The sequence below is a fragment of the Amnibacterium sp. genome (assembly GCF_025463795.1).
Taxonomy (GTDB): Bacteria; Actinomycetota; Actinomycetes; order Actinomycetales; family Microbacteriaceae; genus Amnibacterium.
This window is the reverse complement of sequence record NZ_JAODBE010000007.1, coordinates 13,906-30,082: the sequence shown is the minus strand read 5'-3', so window position 1 is coordinate 30,082 and position 16,177 is coordinate 13,906. Positions and strand designations below refer to the sequence as shown.

Genomic DNA, 16,177 nt, shown 5'->3' with positions numbered 1-16,177 from the left:
GTGCGCTCCGCCTGGCGCGGCGCAGGTCGCGGCGCTCCCGCCGGCCCTCGACGAGGTAGAAGAGCGTCGGCAGCACTATCAGGGTGAGCAGGGTCGAGGAGACGAGGCCGCCGATCACCACGAGCGCGAGCGGCTGCGAGATGAACCCGCTGTTGCCGTTCAGCCCGACCGCCGTGGGCACGAGCGCGAAGATCGTCGCGAGTGCCGTCATGAGGATGGGCCGCAGCCGCCTCGCGGCGCCGTCGAGCACGGCGTCCCGCACGGTGGCGCCCTGCTCGCGGTACTGGTTCACCAGGTCGATGAGCACGATCGCGTTCGTGACGACGATGCCGACGAGCATCACGAGGCCGATGAAGGAGGCGACGCCGAGCGGGATCCCCGACACGAGCTGCAGCGCGATCGCGCCCGTCGCCGCGAACGGCACGGAGACGAGCAGCTCGAGCGGCTGCCGCAGCGATCGGAAGGTCGCGACCATCACCGTGTAGACGATGAGGATCGCGGCGAGCAGCGCGAGGAGCAGCTGCTGGAAGGCCGTGCTCTGGTCGCTCGTCACCCCGCCGAGCGTGGCCGTGGTCCCGGCCGGCAGGCGCAGCCCGGCCACGGCCTTCGCCACGGCGGCGCTGGCCGCTCCCGTGTCCTGGCCGGCCGGTGTCGCCGAGACGGCCGCGCTGCGCTTCGCGTCCGTGCTCGTGATCGATGCGGCCTGCTTCGTCGTGCGGATGGTGGCGAGCGAGTCCAAGCGCTCGTCCCCCGTCGGCGTCGCCACCTTCAGGGCGGCGAGCTGCGCGCTCGTCGTCGGCGGATGCCGGTCCGACAGGTAGATCGTGAGCCGGGCGTCCCCCACGGTGATCGACCCGATGGAGGTGGGCTGCGATGCGCGCGCGACGACCTGCGCGAGCGCCACCTCGCTGTAGCCCGCCTTCGCCGCCTTCGCCGCATCGATGTCGACGGCGAGGTACGGCTGCGTCGCGGACAGGTTGCTCGACGCCTGGCTGACCTGGGGCAGACGCTGCACGGCCGTCAGCACCCGCTGCGCGGCGGTGTCGAGCGCACCGGTCGTGCCCGCGGTGATGTCGACCTCGATGTCGCTGCTCGTGCCGAACCCCTGCGACGCACTGACCTGGAAGTCTCCGGAATCCGGCAGCGTCCTGAGCTTCGCGCGGATCCGCCGCTGCAGCGTGCCCTGGTCCGACTGCGCCGCGGTGGTGATCGAGTACGTCACCCTCGTGCCGGATCCGGCGGAGAAGGCGTCGCGGAAGGTGCTGCCGCTCGTGCCGATCGACGCGGCCACGGTCCGCACGCCGTCGACCGACCGCAGCGCCCGGTCGGTCGACCGGGCCCGCAGGGTCTGCGTGTCGAGACTGGTGCCGTCGGGCAGGGTCTCGGTGACGCTGAGCGTGTTCTGGCCGGACGAGCCGAGGTAGTTCGTCTGCAGCAGCGGCACGAGGGCGCCGGTGCCGCCGAGGATCAGGAGCGCGGCGAAGGTCGTGAGCCACGGATGCCGGAGCGTGCCGCCGAGCACCGGGCGGTAGACGCGCTGGAGCAGCGGGACGCGGAGCGCGGTCGACCGCCCCTTGCGTGCGCGCCGGGGACGCAGGAACCAGTAGGCGAGCACCGGCACGATCGTCAGGGCCACGAACAGCGAGGCGAGCAGCGCGATCGTGACCGTGAGCGCGAAGGGCCGGAACAGCTCGCCCGCGACGCCGCTCACGAAGGCGATCGGCACGAAGACCGCGAGCGTCGTGATCGTGGACGCGGTGACCGCCGAGGCGACCTCCTTGACGGCGCCGAGGATCGCTGCGCGCCGCTCCGCCGGCGGGATCCGGCCGTTCGCTCCCGGGAAGTCCTCCCGGAAGTGGCGGGCGATGTTCTCGGTCACGACGATGGAGTCGTCCACCACGCGGCCGATGGCGATCGTGATCGCACCGAGCGTGAGGATGTTCAGCGAGTACTGCACCGCCTGCATCCCGATCAGCGTGATCAGCACCGAGGTCGGGATCGAGATCGCCGTGATGATCGTCGCCCGCACCGAGAGCAGGAACACGAGGATCACGAGCACGGCGAAGCCGAGGCCGAGCAGTCCCTCCGTGAAGAGGGAGCTGATCGACTGCTCGATGTAGGGCGCCTGGTCGAACACGATCGTGAACGCCCCGCCGGCGCCCAGGGCGCCGCGCACCTTCGGCAGCTCGGCCCGCACGGCCCGCGACACGTCCACCGTGTTCGCCGCGGGCAGCTTCGTCACCGAGACCGTGAGCGCCGGGCGCCCGTTCACGAGCGAGACCGTGGTCACCGGGTCGTGGTTCTGCACGACGGTGGCGACGTCCCCGATCGTCGGGATGTGGGTCGAGGTGCTGAACGGCCCGTTGTACTGCGCGGCCGTGACGCCGGTGAGCGGCAGGGCCCGGATGTCCGCCGTCGAGCCGAGTTCGGTCCCCACCTGGATCGACCTCGTCCGGCCGTTCTGGTCGACGCTGCCGGCCGGCACGAGCACGCCGCTCGCCCTCAGGGTGTTCTCGATCACGTCGGGCGTGAGGTGGTGCTTCGAGAGCGCGTCCATCGGCGTCACGGTGATGCGGTCGCCCGGTGCGCCGCTGAGGGTCGCCGCCCGCACGCCGGCCACCTTCTCGAGCTCGGGCACCACGGAGGCGGTGGCGGCGGTGGCGAGCGCGTCCGTCGACTGCTGCCCGCTCACGGCGATCGCGAGCACCGGCAGGTCGGCGAGGCTGCCCGCGATGACCTGCGGATCGACGCCGTCCGGCAGCGTGGAGCGGATGCGGTTGATCGCCGACCCGATCTTCTGCTCGGCGTCGTCGAGGTTCGTGCCGTAGACGAAGCTCGCGGTCACGGTGGAGGAGCCCGTGGACGAGGTCGAGGACGTGGTGTCGAGTCCCTCGATGCCGCGCACGGCCTGCTCGAGAGGCCGGCTGACCCGCTCGCTCACGACCGCGGGCGAGGCGCCCGTGTAGGTGGACACGATGGCCAGCTGCGGCAGCTGCACCGACGGGATGAGCTCCTGCTTCAGGGCGCCGGCGGCGAGGGCACCGAAGAACGCGGCGACGATCGTGACGAGTGCGATCAGCGCGCGGTTGCGCAGGCTGAAGGCCGCGAACAGATGCACCTACGGATTATGGGCGCCGGGAGCGACGGAACCGCGCGATCCGAAGGTCCGACCATCGTCTTGACACGTTTTGCGCCGTGAGTACGCTCTCCCCCCGTGACTTCGGCGCCTGACGACGAGGGCCGCTCGGTCAAACGCCTGATCCTCGGCGAGAAGCTGCCGAGCGACAAGCTCGAGGACCAGCTGCTCCCCAAGCTGCTCGCGCTCCCCATCTTCGCGAGCGACTGCTTCTCCTCCGTTGCCTACGCGCCGCAGGAGATGATGCTGATCCTCACGCTCGGCGGCCTCTCGTTCCTCTCCTTCACGCCGTGGGTCGCCGCCGTCGTCGTGCTGCTGCTCGTCGTGGTGGTGCTCTCCTACCGGCGCCTCATCAAGGCCTATCCGTCGGGCGGCGGGGACTACGAGGTGGCGCAGAAGAACCTCGGGGAGAAGGCGGCGCTCGTCGTGGCGTCCGCGCTGCTCGTCGACTACATCCTCACCGTCTCGGTGTCCGTCGCGTCCGGAGTCGACAACATCATCTCCGCGGTGCCGCAGCTCGCCGGCGTGCGGGTCGAGATGGCCCTCGCGATCGTGGTGGTGCTCTGCGCGGTGAACCTGCGGGGCGTGCGCGAGTCGAGCAAGGCCTTCGCGCTGCCGACGTACGTCTTCATCGCGAGCGTGTTCCTGATGGTGGTCGTCGGCCTGCTCCGCACCGCGCTCGGTGCCGCGCCGGTCGCCGCGAGCGCCCAGTACTCGGTGCACGGCGATCAGGTGGCCCAGGCCGGCCTGGTGCTCCTGCTGCTGCGCGCCTTCTCGAGCGGATGCTCAGCCCTCACCGGTGTCGAGGCGATCGCCAACGGCGTGCCCGCGTTCCGTCGTCCGAAGATCAAGAACGCCCAGAAGACGCTCGTCGCGATGGGCTCCGTCGCGATCGTGCTGTTCGTCGGCCTCGTCGCGGTCGCGCTCATCTCGCACGTGCATTACGTGGAGAACCCGTGCGACCTCATCGGCTGGAAGCAGTGCGCGTCGGCGCCGCAGCCGAGCCTCATGGCGCAGGTCGCGGCGGCTGTGTTCGGCGGGACGTCGATCCCGTTCTACATCGTGCAGGCGGCGACGGCGCTCGTGCTGCTGCTCGCCGCCAACACCGCGTTCAACGGGTTCCCGCTGCTCGGCAGCGTGCTCGCGCGCGACTCGTACGCGCCGAAGGCGCTGCTCACCCGCGGTGACCGCCTCATCTACAGCAACGGCGTGATCCTGCTGTCGCTCGTCGCCGGCGTGCTGCTGCTCATCTACCGGGCGAGCGTCACCAACCTCATCCAGCTGTACATCATCGGCGTCTTCGTCTCGTTCACCCTCGGCCAGACCGGCATGGTGCGCCACTGGATCCGGCTGCTGAAGTCGAACGCCCCGAACCGGCCCGAGATCGTGCAGAGCCTCGTCACGAACGTGATCGGCGGATCCCTGACGGCCCTCGTGCTCGTCATCGTCACGATCACGAAGTTCACCCACGGGGCCTGGCTCGTGTTCGTGATCATGCCGATCCTCTGGTTCCTCATGCTCGGCGTGAACCGGTACTACCGTGACGTCGAGAAGGAGATCGAGGTCGACCCGCACACCACGTTCGGTGCCAAGGGCGACCACGCGATCGTGCTCGTCGGCCGGATGGCGAAGCCGGTGCTGAAGGCGATCGACTACGCGATCGCCGCTCGGCACGAGTCGCTCGAGGCCGTGCACATCTCCATCGACGACGCGGCGACGAAGCGGCTCGAGGAGGAGTGGGCGCAGATGAACATCGCCGTGCCGCTCATCGTCGTGCCGTCGCCCTACCGGGACATCGCCGTGCCGCTGATCAAGTACATCAAGGGTCACCGGGCGGCGAACGGGTCCGAGGTGGTGACCGTGTACCAGCCCATCTACGTGGTGGGGCACTGGTGGGAGCAGCTGCTGCACAACCACAAGGCGCGGCGGATCCGGCAGCGGCTCATGCTCGTGCACGGCGTCACGATCGCGCTCGTGCCGTGGCTGCTCGACTCCTCGCAGCTCGTCTACGGCCGCCGCTCCCGCCCGATCCCCGGCCAGGACCGCCGGGGTGAGCCGCGCCGTCCGATGGCGCCGGTGCAGCGCCGCCCGATGGGGCCGCACGGCCTGCAGCACCACGGGCGGCCGGGCGTGCACGGGGGCGCCGACGCGTTGAACGACCTCCGGTCCGAGCCGGCACCGCAGGCGCCGACGGAGACGCCGAGCGAGACCCCGGTCGGCCCGCGGGCCTGACGCTCCCGGCGTCCTCACCGATCCGGCGGGGCAGGATCGCGCCATGGCATCCGACGCCCCGGGGGGCACCTTCCGGCTCGCCGACGACCTCGTCCTCTCGCGCATCGGCTACGGCGCCATGCAGCTCGCCGGCCCAGGCGTGATGGGTCCGCCACGCGACCGCGACGCCGCCGTGGCGGTGCTGCGGGCGGCCGTCGCGGCCGGCGTGACGCACATCGACACGAGCGACTACTACGGCCCGGTCACCACGAACGAGGTGATCCGGGAGGCGCTGCACCCCTATCCGGAGAGCCTGCACCTCGTGACGAAGGTGGGAGCGACGCGCTCGCCGGACGGCGGATGGCCGTCTGCGCTCGGCCGGGCCGAGCTCGTCGCTGCGGTGCACGGCAACCTCGAGCACCTCGGGCTCGAGGCCCTCGACGTGGTGAACCTCCGGGTCGGCGGGGCGATGGGCCCCCGTCGCGGCTCGGTCGCGGAACCGTTCACGGTGCTGCTCGAGCTGCAGCAGGAGGGCCTGATCCGGCACGTGGGGGTGAGCAACGTGACCGCCGACCAGCTCGCGGAGGCGCAGTCCCTCGGCGAGCTCGTCTGCGTGCAGAACCAGTACAACCTCGCGCACCGCGGCGACGACCCGCTCGTCGACTCGTGCGCCAGCCAGGGCATCGCCTACGTGCCCTTCTTCCCGCTCGGCGGCTTCTCGCCCCTGCAGTCAGCGGTGCTCGACGACGTGGCGGCCGCGCTCGGTGCGAGCCCGATGCAGGTCGCCCTCGCCTGGCTGCTGCAGCGGTCGCCGAACATCCTGCTCATCCCGGGCACGTCCTCGGTGGCGCACCTGCGCAGCAACGTGGCCGCCGGAGCCCTGCGGCTGCCCGCGAGCGCCGTCGCGGAGCTCGACGCGATGGGGCGCCCCGCCGCCGCCTGACCCGTCCCACCCACCCGTCCGCCCGGCCCCGCCTCGCGAGCGCGGACTTGCCACTTTCTGCCTCTGATCCGTTTCAGAAGGGCAGAAAGTGGCACGTGTGCGCTGCCCGGAGGGAGGGGTCAGGCGTCGGTGAAGAAGCGGGCCATGAGCTCGGCGACGTGGTCGATCGGCCCGGTCTTCGGCGCCGGCTCCTCCCGCGGGCGGGCCGAGACCACGTCCTCCGGCCGGATCGCGGCCACCGGCGAGGTCGTCTGGCCGAGCGCCGCGAACACCTGCCGTGCGAGGGTGCGGCCAGCCCGGTTCGCGCCGATCGTGCTCGCCGTCGGTCCGTAGCCGGCGAAGAAGATCCGCGGATCCCGCTCGGCGGCGCCCGTCGTCACCGTGACGCCCCCCGCCTTCTCGTGCAGCTTGAGCGGCGCGAGATGCCGGATGTCGGGCCGGAAGCCGGTCGCCCACACGATGGCGTCGATCCGCTCGGTGCGGCCGTCCGCCCACACGGCCGAGAACCGGTCGAGGTGGTCGAACACGGGCAGCGGCTCGAGCAGCCCCCGCTCGATCGCCGCGGCGATGCGGCGCGTCTTCGGCACGCCGGTGCCGCTCACGATGCTCGGCAGCGCCCTGCCGGCCCGCGCGGCCTCGTCCTGGTCGCGCACGGCGGTCACGGCGGCCTCGAGATCGAGGGTGCCATGGTCGAGGTAGTCGACCGGCCTGCGGGTCACCCAGAACGTCTTCGCCGCGACGCCCTCGAGCTCGAGCAGGAACCCGATCGCGGACGTGCCGCCGCCGACGACGAGCACCCGCCGACCCGCGAACTCCCCCGCGTCCCGGTAGGTGGACGTGTGCACCTGGCGCCCCGCGAACTCGCGGACGCCCTTGTAGTACGGCACGAACGGCGCACCCCAGGTGCCGGTCGCGTTCACGACGATGCGCGTGCCGATGTCCCCCGCATCCGTGCGCACGACGAGGTCCGCACCCTGGTCGAAGACGGCGGACACGAGGACCGGACGCCGCACGTCGAGGCCGAAGAACCGCTCGTAGTGCCCGTAGTACTCACCGACCACGTCACGGGCGGGGCGGGAGCGGTCGGCGGTCTCGAAGCTGACGCCGGCACGGCGCATGCCGGGCAGGTCGTGCACCCGGTGCGCCGATCCGAGTCGCAGCGCGCTCCACCGGTGCTGCCACGCGCCACCCGGTCCGGGTCCTCGATCGAGCACGAGCTGATCCACGCCGGACCGCACGCCGAGGCGCTGCAGGTAGTACGCCACCGACAGCCCGGCTTGTCCGGCACCGATGATGACGACGTCCGTCCGCCGAGGCAGGGCCATCGCGCCACCCCCTCCCCGTGTGCCGCATCCATCCTGCCGTACATGCCCGTGTTACGATGATCGCCAGTTTTCGCACCTTTCCCGCGTCGTCACCCACAGCGCGGTGACGACGGATAAGAGGGGGTCTCGCATGGGGCGCGGCCGTCAGAAGGCGAAGCACACGAAGGTCGCCAGGGAGCTGAAGTACTTCAGCCCCGATACGAACTACAACGCGCTCGCGGAAGAGCTGTCCGGACACACGTCCGATGAACACGCCGGCTGGTCCGAGGAGGACTTCGCCGGGGAGGACTCGCGGCGCTGAGCCGGCTCCCTCAGGCGGCGTAGCGGCCGCTGAGGCGCACGGCTCCGCCGTCCACGCCCTTGGCGCCGTGCGTCCAGCCGTCGCCGGCGGGCGCCTCGGCCGCGACGACCCCGGCGGTCCACGCGGGCACGCCGAGTCCCGCCAGCCTCGCCCTCACGGCCTCGGCCGACCCGGGAGCGACGACGGCGAGCATCCCGATGCCGAGGTTCCAGGTGCCCTCCACGTCGGCGATCGCCAGGCCGCCGAGATCGGCCAGCACCCGGAAGACCGGTGCGGGGCTCCAGGTGGCGCGCTCGACCTGCACCGCGGTGCCTGCGGGCAGCACGCGCGCGAGGTTGGCCGCGATGCCGCCGCCGGTCACGTGGCTCAGCGCGTGCACCGCGGACCCGTCCGCGGAACCGAGCACCTCCAGCAGCTCGGCCGTGTAGAGCCGGGTCGGCGTGAGCAGCGTCTCGCCCACCGGGCCGGCGAGGTCCGCCAGGACGTCCGTCGGCGCGAGTCCCGCATCCGCCAGGATGCGCCGCACCAGCGAGAAGCCGTTGGCGTGCAGCCCCGACGAGGCGAGGGCGAGCACGACGTCGCCGTCGCGCACCCGGTCGGGGCCGAGCAGCGCGTCCCGCTCGACGGCACCGACCGCGGCGCCCGCGAGGTCGTACTCGTCCGCCCCGAGGAGTCCGGGATGCTCGGCCGTCTCGCCGCCCAGCAGGGCCGTGCCGGTGCGACGGCAGGCGTCCGCGATGCCCGCGACGAGCTCCGCGATCCGCTCCGGAACGACCCGTCCGCAGGCGATGTAGTCGGTCATGAACAGCGGCTTCGCGCCGACCACCACGATGTCGTCGACCACCATGCCGACGAGGTCCTGTCCGACGGTGTCGTGCTTGTCGAGAGCGCGGGCGATCTCGACCTTGGTGCCGACCCCGTCGGTGGAGGTCGCGAGCACGGGGGCCCGCATCCCGGCGAGCGCCGACGCGTCGAAGAGGCCCGCGAACCCGCCGACCCCGCCCAGCACGGCGGAGGTGTGCGTCGCGGCGACGCTGCGCTTCATCAGCTCGACGGCTCGGTCGCCGGCGGCCGTGTCGACGCCCGCCGCTGCGTACGGGTCCGTCACGCGTGCCAGCCCTCCCCGGCAGGGAGGTCGGCGCCGTCGTGACACACTGATCCCCGCCATCAGCAGCGTACGGCAGGAGATCCACTCGGCATGTGCGGCATCGTCGGCGTCTCCGCCGCCGGTCCGGTCAACCAGCTCGTCTACGACGCCCTGCTGCTGCTGCAGCACCGCGGTCAGGACTCGACGGGCATCGTGACGGACGACGGCGGCTCCTTCCACATGGTGAAGGCGCGCGGCCAGGTGCGCGAGGCGTACCGCACGCGGGACATGCGCACCCTGCTCGGCAACGTGGGTCTCGGCCACGTGCGGTACGCGACCCGCGGATCCGCGGCGAGCGAGGGCGAGACGCAGCCGTTCTACGTCAACGCGCCCTACGGCATCGTGCTCGTGCACAACGGCAACCTCACGAACACTCGCGAGCTGACCGCCGATCTCTTCCACGTCGACCGGCGGCACCTCAACAGCGACTCCGATACGGAGCTGCTGCTCAACGTGCTGGCGAACGAGCTGCAGTCACAGCTGTCCGGCCTCGAGCTCGACCCCGACCAGGTGTTCACCGCCGTCCGCCGGGTGCACGAGCGGGTCGAGGGCTCGTATGCCGCGATCGCCATCATCGCCGGCCGCGGCCTCCTCGCCTTCCGCGACCCGTTCGGCATCCGCCCGCTCACCATCGGCCGCCGCACCGCCGACCACCTCGAGGGGGTGTCGCGCGACGAGTGGATGGTCGCCTCCGAGTCCCTCGTGCTCGAGAGCAACGGCTACGAGGTGCTGCGGGACCTCGCGCCGGGCGAGGCGGCCTTCATCACCGAGGACGGCCAGCTGCACCTCGAGCAGTGCGCCGAGTTCCCCCGGCTCGTGCCCTGCTCCTTCGAGTACGTCTACCTCGCCAGGCCGGACTCGACGATGTCGGGCATCTCGGTCTACGACGCGCGGCTGCGGCTCGGCGCCCGGCTCGCCGACACGGTGGCGCGCTACACGCCGCTCGGCGACATCGACGTCGTCATGCCGATCCCGGACTCCGCGCGCCCCTCCGCCATGCAGCTGGCGCAGAAGCTCGGCATCACCTACCGCGAGGGCTTCTACAAGAACCGCTACGTGGGCCGCACCTTCATCATGCCGGGGCAGGCGGTGCGCCGCCGCAGCGTGCGGCAGAAGCTGAACGCCCTCGGCACCGAGTTCAAGGGCAAGAACGTCCTCATCGTCGACGACTCGATCGTGCGCGGCACGACGAGCAAGGAGATCGTCGACATGGCCAGGGCCGCCGGCGCGAACAAGGTGACCTTCGCCTCCGCGGCACCGCCCGTGCGGCATCCGCACGTCTACGGCATCAACATGCCGACCAGGCAGGAGCTCGTCGCAGCGGGCAGGCGGATCCCGGAGGTCGCCCGCGAGATCGGGGCCGACCACCTGATCTACCAGGAGGTCGCCGACATGGAGCAGGCGATCATCGAGGGCTCCGACGTGGACGGCCTCGAGATGAGCTGCTTCACCGGCCAGTACGTGACGGGCACGGTGGACGCCGAGTACCTGAGCTGGGTCGAAGCCAACCAGCGCTCCTGAGGGAGACGTACACTCGTCCGCGCCTCCCGCACGCCCGTTCCGCGCCGGAGGTGAAAGGTCGACATGTCCCTCCTCTCCGAGTCCGCACCCGGATCCGTAGCGACGCCGCTGCCCGCACTCATCGGCGGCCGCTACCTGCCCACCGGCGTGCTCGGCCGTGGCGGGGCCGCGACCGTCTACCGCGCGGACGACCAGCTGCTCGGTCGATCCGTGGCCATCAAGCTGTTCAACGCCCACGACGCGTCCGACGCGGAGCTGCGCGCCCACCAGCAGGAGGCGCGACTGCTCGCCTCGCTGAACCATCCGAGCCTGATCACGCTGCTCGACGTCGCCGTCGAGCGCAGCGGTGCGATGCCGCAGGTGTTCCTGGTGCTCGAGCTCGTGCGGGGCACCGACCTGAAGCACCGGCTCGCCGACGGTCCGCTGCCGCTCCGGCACGTCGCGCACATCGGCTACGACATGGCGGAGGGCCTCGACTACATCCACGGCCGGGGCATCGTGCATCGCGACGTGAAGCCGGCCAACGTGCTGCTGTCCACGGAGGACGAGGCGCGGCGGCCCCGCGCCAAGCTCGCGGACTTCGGCATCGCAGGCCTGGTCGCCGCGCTCGCCGAGGAGGAGTTCACCACCGGCACCGCCGCGTACCTCAGCCCCGAGCAGGCGGGCGGCGGCACGGCCGGCCCGTCCGGCGACGTGTACTCGCTCGGCCTCGTGCTGCTGCAGGCGATCACCGGGCGCGTGGAGTTCCCCGGCGGCGTCGTGGACTCGGCGCTCGCGAGGCTCGAGCGCGATCCGGTGATCCCCGACTCGCTGCCGACCCCGTGGCGGAAGCTGCTCGGGGCCATGACCGAGCGCGCCCAGGGCTCGCGGCCGACGCCCGCGGAGCTCTCGGTCGCGTTCCGCCGGCTGGTCATCGACGCGGAGGCGCGCACGCAGGGCGTCCCCACGCTGAACGAGGAGGCGCGCCTCGCGTCGCTGCAGCGCTACGACCTGCTCGACACCCCGCCCGAGGGCGCGTTCGACCGGATCACGGCGCTCGCCTCCCGCGTGCTCGGCATGCCCGTCTCGACGGTGAGCATCGTCGACCGCGACCGGATCTGGTTCAAGTCGCACCACGGCATCGACGCGGACCAGGTCGCCCGCGACCCCGGCCTGTGCACGCGCGTCGTCGAGACGGGCCGCACCATCGTCATCCCCGACGCCCGCGAGGATGCGGTCGCCTGCCACAACCCGCTGATCGCCGGGGACTCCTCGTTCCGGTCCTACCTCGGCGTGCCGCTGATGAGCTCCGACGGGTACGCGCTCGGGGCGCTCAGCGTGCTCGGCTACGAGCCGCGCCGGTTCACGACCGCCGAGATCGAGATCCTCGAGAGCCTGGGGGCGATGGTCACGCACGAGATGGACATCCGCCGGGCGACTCGGCGCGTGAGCCTGCAACAGGACTAGCGATCCCGCCACCCCCCGATTTGGGGATGCGGAATCGGGGGACAGAACGATCTGTCTGTCCTCCTGCTTTGCTACGGTGGTCTCGAGGCGGTCACCCAACCGCTGTCACTACCCGCAATGACCGGCAGGTCCGTTCCGCCGACCCCCCCTGGGCGTCGGGCCGTCCACGACCACCTTCCCCGCATGGCCGTGGACCGGTCTCACGGATGAACGCCGCCGGGCAGTCCTCCCCCGACTGCCCGGCGGCACCGTCGTCTCGGGGCTCATGCGGGTGGGCGCCACCGGCGTGAGCACGCTCCCCGTCGGCCGCTCGTCGGTCAGTCGTCGGCGGGCGGGACGCCCTCGTCCACGCGCTCGGCCTCCAGCAGGCGCGAGCGGCGGGTCGCGATCGCGTCGAGCACGATCGCGACGAGACCCCCGAGCGCCGCTCCGACGGGAGCGCACAGCAGCACGAGGAACCCGAGCACCTGAGTCGTCGGGTACCGGCCGTCCTCCGGCGTCAGCAGCGCGACGAGCACGGCGACGACCACGCCGAGCAGCACACCCAGGGCGAGGAAGACCCCCACCTTCGGCGAGCGCCGGACGCGGACCGACCGGCGGTCGGGGTCGCTCACCGCCGGCGCCAGACGGGCAGGTAGGGGCCGAGATCGGCCCGCACACCGGAGGCGCGCACGGCGCCGTCGGCGCGGGCGTCGGCCCACGCGCGCGCGCCGGTCGCGAGATCGAGCCACACCTCGGGCGCCATCTCGACGACGTTCGGCGGCGTCCCGCGCGTGTGCCGCGGTCCCGGCACGCACTGCACGGCGCCGTGCGGCGGCACGCGCACCTCGACGCTGTTGCCCTCGGACCGATCGGCGAGGCACTGCAGCAGGTAGCGCACTGCGGTCGCGGTCGCCGCCCGGTCCGCCTCGCCGGCGATCGCCGCGCGCACCGCGGCCTCCCCCTCGACGTCGTCGATGCGTGCTCGTGCCACGGTCGTCGAGGGTAGCCGCCCCGGACGGACGGGCACGCCCCCTCGGTAGGGTGCTCGGGTGCGCATCCTGATCCTCGGCTCGGGCGCCCGGGAGCACGCGATCGCCCTCGCACTCGCCCGCGAGGCCGCGGGCCACGAGCTGCTCGTCGCCCCCGGGAACGCCGGCATCGCCGCGGTCGCCCGAACCGTGCCCGTCGACCCGTCGGACGGGGCCGCCGTCTCGTCCCTCGCGCTCGAGGAGGCCGTCGACCTCGTCGTCGTCGGGCCGGAGGCGCCGCTGATCGCGGGGGTCGCGGACGCGGTGCGCGAGCGCGGCATCCCGGTCTTCGGGCCCGACCGCGCCGCCGCCCGTCTGGAGGGCAGCAAGGCGTTCGCGAAACGGATCATGGCCGAGGCCGGCGTGCCGACCGGCAGGGCGACGGATGTGCTCACCGCAGCGGACCTCGACGGGGCGCTCGACGCGGGCGGGGCCCCCTACGTCGTGAAGGCGGACGGCCTGGCGGCCGGCAAGGGCGTGCTCGTCACGGCGGACCGCGACGCCGCGCGCGCGCACGCGCTCGCCTGGTTGGAGCGGGGACCGGTGCTCGTCGAGCAGTTCCTCGCCGGACGCGAGGCGTCCCTCTTCTTCGTGAGCGACGGCGACCGGGCCGTGCCCCTCTCCCCCGCGCAGGACTACAAGCGGATCGGGGACGGCGACACCGGCGGCAACACGGGCGGTATGGGGGCCTTCTCGCCGCTGCCGTGGCTCGACGCCGCGTTCGGTGGCGAGGCGGCCTTCGTCGACCACGTGCGCGCCACGATCGCCGAACCCGTGCTCCGGCGCCTCGCCGCCCAGGGCTCGCCCTTCGTCGGACTCCTGTACTGCGGGCTCGTCGTCGAGGACCGGGATGTGCGCGTCATCGAGTTCAACGTCCGCTTCGGCGACCCCGAGACGCAGGTCGTGCTCCCCCGACTCGCCACGCCGCTCTCCGAGCTGCTCGCCGCGGCGGCGTCCGGCACGCTCGACGCCGTCGAGCCGCTCCGGTTCAGCGACGAGGCCGCCGTCGGCGTCGTGCTGGCGAGCGAGGGCTACCCCGGCGAGCCGGCGGTCGGCCGCCTGATCACCGGGATCGACGAAGCGGATGCGCTCGACGGCGTCCACGTCGTGCATGCCGCGACCGACCGGGCCGGCGACGGCCTCCGCTCCTCCGGCGGCCGGGTGCTCACGGTCGTCGGCGTCGGCGGCTCCGTCCCCGAGGCGCGAGCCCGCGCATACGCGGGCGTGGAGCGGATCCATCTGCCCGGCGCCCGGTGGCGCACCGACATCGCGGAGCGCGAATGACCGACCTGCCCGGATTCCGCCACCTCGGGAGCGGCAAGGTTCGCGACCTCTACGCGCCGGACGGGGACGAGGACCTGCTGCTGCTCGTCGCCAGCGATCGCGTCAGCGCCTTCGACGTGGTGCTCGAGCCCGCCGTCCCGGGCAAGGGCGCGATGCTCACCGCGCTCACCCGATGGTGGTTCGACCGCCTGCCCGGCGTGCCGAACCACCTCGCCCCCGACGGCCCGACGGTCCCGGAGGGCGTACGCGAGCGATCCATGCTCGTGCGACGGCTGTCCATGCACCCGGTGGAATGCGTCGTTCGCGGCGTCGTGACGGGCAGCGGCTTCACGGAGTACCGCGAGACCGGCGCGATCAGCGGCGTACGGCTCCCCGCCGGCCTGACGAACGGGGACGCGCTGCCGGAGCCGATCTTCACGCCGGCGTTCAAGGCCGAGCAGGGCGAGCACGACGAGAACATCCCGTTCGACCGCGTGGTCGAGCTGGTAGGAGGGGAGGTCGCCGAGCTGCTCCGCGACCGATCGCTGGCCGTCTACCGGGAGGGCGCCGCGGTCGCGGCCCGGGCCGGCCTCCTGCTCGCCGACACGAAGTTCGAGTTCGGCGCCGAGCAGGACGGCGACCCGGCGGTGCTCGCCGACGAGGTGCTCACCTCGGACTCGAGCCGCTACTGGGACGCCGCCGCCTACGACGAGGGCCGGAGGGGCGTGAGCTTCGACAAGCAGATCGTGCGCGACTGGTTGCGGACGGCCTGGGACGGCACCGGCACGCCCCCCGTGCTGCCGGACGAGGTCGTGCAGCGCACGGCCGGCCGCTACCGCGAGCTGGTCGACCGCCTGACGGGCCGTGCCGACCGAGGGATGACGAGCGTTCGTTGACGTGTCATACTTCCGGCATGTCCGACCTGCTCCACGCCGCCACCGCGATGGGTGCGGTGGCCCTCGACGTCGGCGATCTCGACGGGATGACGCGCTACTACGTGGACGGCGTGGGGCTCGACGTGCTCGCGCTCACGCAGGACACGGTCACCCTCGGCCGTGACGGCACCGCGTCCGTCGTGCTGCACGCCGCCCCCGGCCTGCGTCACGCACCGGCCGGCGGCGCGGGCCTCTTCCACACGGCCGTGCTCTTCGACTCCCCCGCGGCGCTCGCCCGCGCGGTCCTCTCCGTCGCGACCCACTACCCCGGGTCGTTCACGGGCTCCAGCGACCACCTCGTCTCCGAGGCGTTCTACTTCGACGACCCCGAGGGCAACGGCGTCGAGCTGTACCACGACCGGCCGCGATCCGAGTGGCGGTGGGACGGCGCCCGCATCGCGATGGCGACGCTGCCGCTCGACCCGAACCGGTTCCTCGCGGACCACCTCGTCGAGGACGGCGCGGCCGGGCTCGCCCAGGTCGGCCACGTGCACCTGAAGGTGGGCGACATCCCGACCGCCAGGGCGTTCTACGTCGACGTGCTCGGCTTCGCCGTCACGGCCGCCTTCGGCTCGCAGGCGCTCTTCGTCTCCGCCGGCGGCTACCACCACCACGTCGGCATGAACACCTGGACGAGCCGCGGCGCAGGGCCGCGGACGCCCGCCCTCGGTCTCGGCCAGGTCACCGTCCAGCTGCCGGACCACGACGCGCTCGGTGCGCTCGAGGACCGGCTGCGCGTCGCCGGCGCGGTCTCGAGGAACGACGGCCGCTCCCTCGCCTTCGAGGATCCCTGGCGGAACGCCGTGCGCGCCGAGGTCGCCGCGGCGGTCTCCTGACGCGTGCCGCGGGTACGCACGCACGAGGGACGCCCCGGCGCCGGGCGCCGAGCCGCGGCGCTTCGCTCGGTAGGCTCGATCCCGCCCGGAAACGGACGGAAGG

General features: G+C 72.5%; 13 protein-coding genes. 8 read left to right on the top strand and 5 right to left on the bottom strand.

Annotated elements, in window-relative coordinates:
* On the bottom strand, positions 1–3,118 hold a 3,118-nt coding region (locus tag JWQ92_RS00885; RefSeq protein ID WP_297342573.1), incomplete at its 3' end, for an efflux RND transporter permease subunit.
* A gap of 96 nt (positions 3,119–3,214) precedes the next feature.
* Between JWQ92_RS00885 and JWQ92_RS00880 the strand changes: the two genes are divergently transcribed.
* Positions 3,215–5,368, top strand: a complete 2,154-nt coding sequence (locus JWQ92_RS00880) for an APC family permease (protein WP_297342572.1) — start codon at positions 3,215–3,217, stop codon at positions 5,366–5,368.
* A gap of 43 nt (positions 5,369–5,411) precedes the next feature.
* Complete coding sequence (locus JWQ92_RS00875) at positions 5,412–6,290, top strand: oxidoreductase (protein ID WP_297342571.1); 879 nt, start codon at positions 5,412–5,414, stop codon at positions 6,288–6,290.
* A gap of 119 nt (positions 6,291–6,409) precedes the next feature.
* Here the strand turns inward: JWQ92_RS00875 and JWQ92_RS00870 are convergent, their stop codons facing one another.
* The gene (locus JWQ92_RS00870) at positions 6,410–7,615 is read right to left on the bottom strand and encodes an FAD-dependent oxidoreductase (protein ID WP_297342570.1); all 1,206 of its coding nucleotides are present in this window, start codon (positions 7,613–7,615) and stop codon (positions 6,410–6,412) included.
* 130 nt (positions 7,616–7,745) lie between these two features.
* Here JWQ92_RS00870 and JWQ92_RS00865 point away from each other — a divergent pair, with 130 nt between their 5' ends.
* Positions 7,746–7,916, top strand: a complete 171-nt coding sequence (locus JWQ92_RS00865) for a DUF3073 domain-containing protein (RefSeq protein ID WP_297342569.1) — start codon at positions 7,746–7,748, stop codon at positions 7,914–7,916.
* Between the two features lie 10 nt (positions 7,917–7,926).
* On the opposite strand, the gene purM is transcribed toward JWQ92_RS00865, so the two are convergent.
* Positions 7,927–9,024: a phosphoribosylformylglycinamidine cyclo-ligase gene (gene purM, locus JWQ92_RS00860; RefSeq protein ID WP_297342568.1), complete on the bottom strand. Its 1,098-nt coding sequence runs from the start codon at positions 9,022–9,024 to the stop codon at positions 7,927–7,929.
* A gap of 90 nt (positions 9,025–9,114) precedes the next feature.
* On the opposite strand from purM, the gene purF reads away from it, so the two are divergent.
* Together purF and JWQ92_RS00850 are read left to right on the top strand one after the other, a co-directional pair.
* A complete protein-coding gene (gene purF, locus JWQ92_RS00855; protein ID WP_297342567.1) occupies positions 9,115–10,584 on the top strand; it encodes an amidophosphoribosyltransferase in 1,470 nt (489 codons plus the stop codon).
* A gap of 63 nt (positions 10,585–10,647) precedes the next feature.
* The gene (locus JWQ92_RS00850) at positions 10,648–12,030 is read left to right on the top strand and encodes a protein kinase (protein ID WP_297342566.1); all 1,383 of its coding nucleotides are present in this window, start codon (positions 10,648–10,650) and stop codon (positions 12,028–12,030) included.
* A gap of 317 nt (positions 12,031–12,347) precedes the next feature.
* On the opposite strand, the gene JWQ92_RS00845 is transcribed toward JWQ92_RS00850, so the two are convergent.
* Both JWQ92_RS00845 and JWQ92_RS00840 read right to left on the bottom strand, forming a co-directional pair.
* Positions 12,348–12,644: an energy-coupling factor ABC transporter permease gene (locus JWQ92_RS00845; RefSeq protein WP_297342565.1), complete on the bottom strand. Its 297-nt coding sequence runs from the start codon at positions 12,642–12,644 to the stop codon at positions 12,348–12,350.
* Entirely contained in the window at positions 12,641–13,003 is a 363-nt protein-coding gene (locus JWQ92_RS00840; RefSeq protein WP_297342564.1) for a sterol carrier family protein, read from the bottom strand. Before JWQ92_RS00840 ends, JWQ92_RS00845 begins: the two co-directional genes overlap by 4 nt.
* Before the next feature lie 58 nt (positions 13,004–13,061).
* Here JWQ92_RS00840 and purD point away from each other — a divergent pair, with 58 nt between their 5' ends.
* The 3 genes from purD to JWQ92_RS00825 are packed head-to-tail and all read left to right on the top strand — an operon-like array spanning position 13,062 to position 16,074.
* Positions 13,062–14,324 (top strand): phosphoribosylamine--glycine ligase, encoded by a 1,263-nt coding sequence (gene purD, locus JWQ92_RS00835; RefSeq protein WP_297342563.1) that lies wholly within the window; start codon positions 13,062–13,064, stop codon positions 14,322–14,324.
* Complete coding sequence (locus JWQ92_RS00830; protein ID WP_297342562.1) at positions 14,321–15,199, top strand: phosphoribosylaminoimidazolesuccinocarboxamide synthase; 879 nt, start codon at positions 14,321–14,323, stop codon at positions 15,197–15,199. Before purD ends, JWQ92_RS00830 begins: the two co-directional genes overlap by 4 nt.
* 17 nt (positions 15,200–15,216) lie before the next feature.
* Positions 15,217–16,074: a VOC family protein gene (locus JWQ92_RS00825; RefSeq protein ID WP_297342561.1), complete on the top strand. Its 858-nt coding sequence runs from the start codon at positions 15,217–15,219 to the stop codon at positions 16,072–16,074.
* The last annotated feature ends 103 nt before the right edge of the window (positions 16,075–16,177 follow it).

Excerpts from the sequence above, each read along its gene's own strand:
- JWQ92_RS00875 (WP_297342571.1), top strand. The coding sequence starts at position 5,412 with ATGGCATCCGACGCCCCGGGGGGCACCTTCCGGCTCGCCGACGACCTC.
- JWQ92_RS00870 (WP_297342570.1), bottom strand. The coding sequence starts at position 7,615 with ATGGCCCTGCCTCGGCGGACGGACGTCGTCATCATCGGTGCCGGACAA.
- JWQ92_RS00865 (WP_297342569.1), top strand. The coding sequence starts at position 7,746 with ATGGGGCGCGGCCGTCAGAAGGCGAAGCACACGAAGGTCGCCAGGGAG.
- purF (WP_297342567.1), top strand. The coding sequence starts at position 9,115 with ATGTGCGGCATCGTCGGCGTCTCCGCCGCCGGTCCGGTCAACCAGCTC.
- JWQ92_RS00850 (WP_297342566.1), top strand. The coding sequence starts at position 10,648 with ATGTCCCTCCTCTCCGAGTCCGCACCCGGATCCGTAGCGACGCCGCTG.
- JWQ92_RS00830 (WP_297342562.1), top strand. The coding sequence starts at position 14,321 with ATGACCGACCTGCCCGGATTCCGCCACCTCGGGAGCGGCAAGGTTCGC.
- JWQ92_RS00825 (WP_297342561.1), top strand. The coding sequence starts at position 15,217 with ATGTCCGACCTGCTCCACGCCGCCACCGCGATGGGTGCGGTGGCCCTC.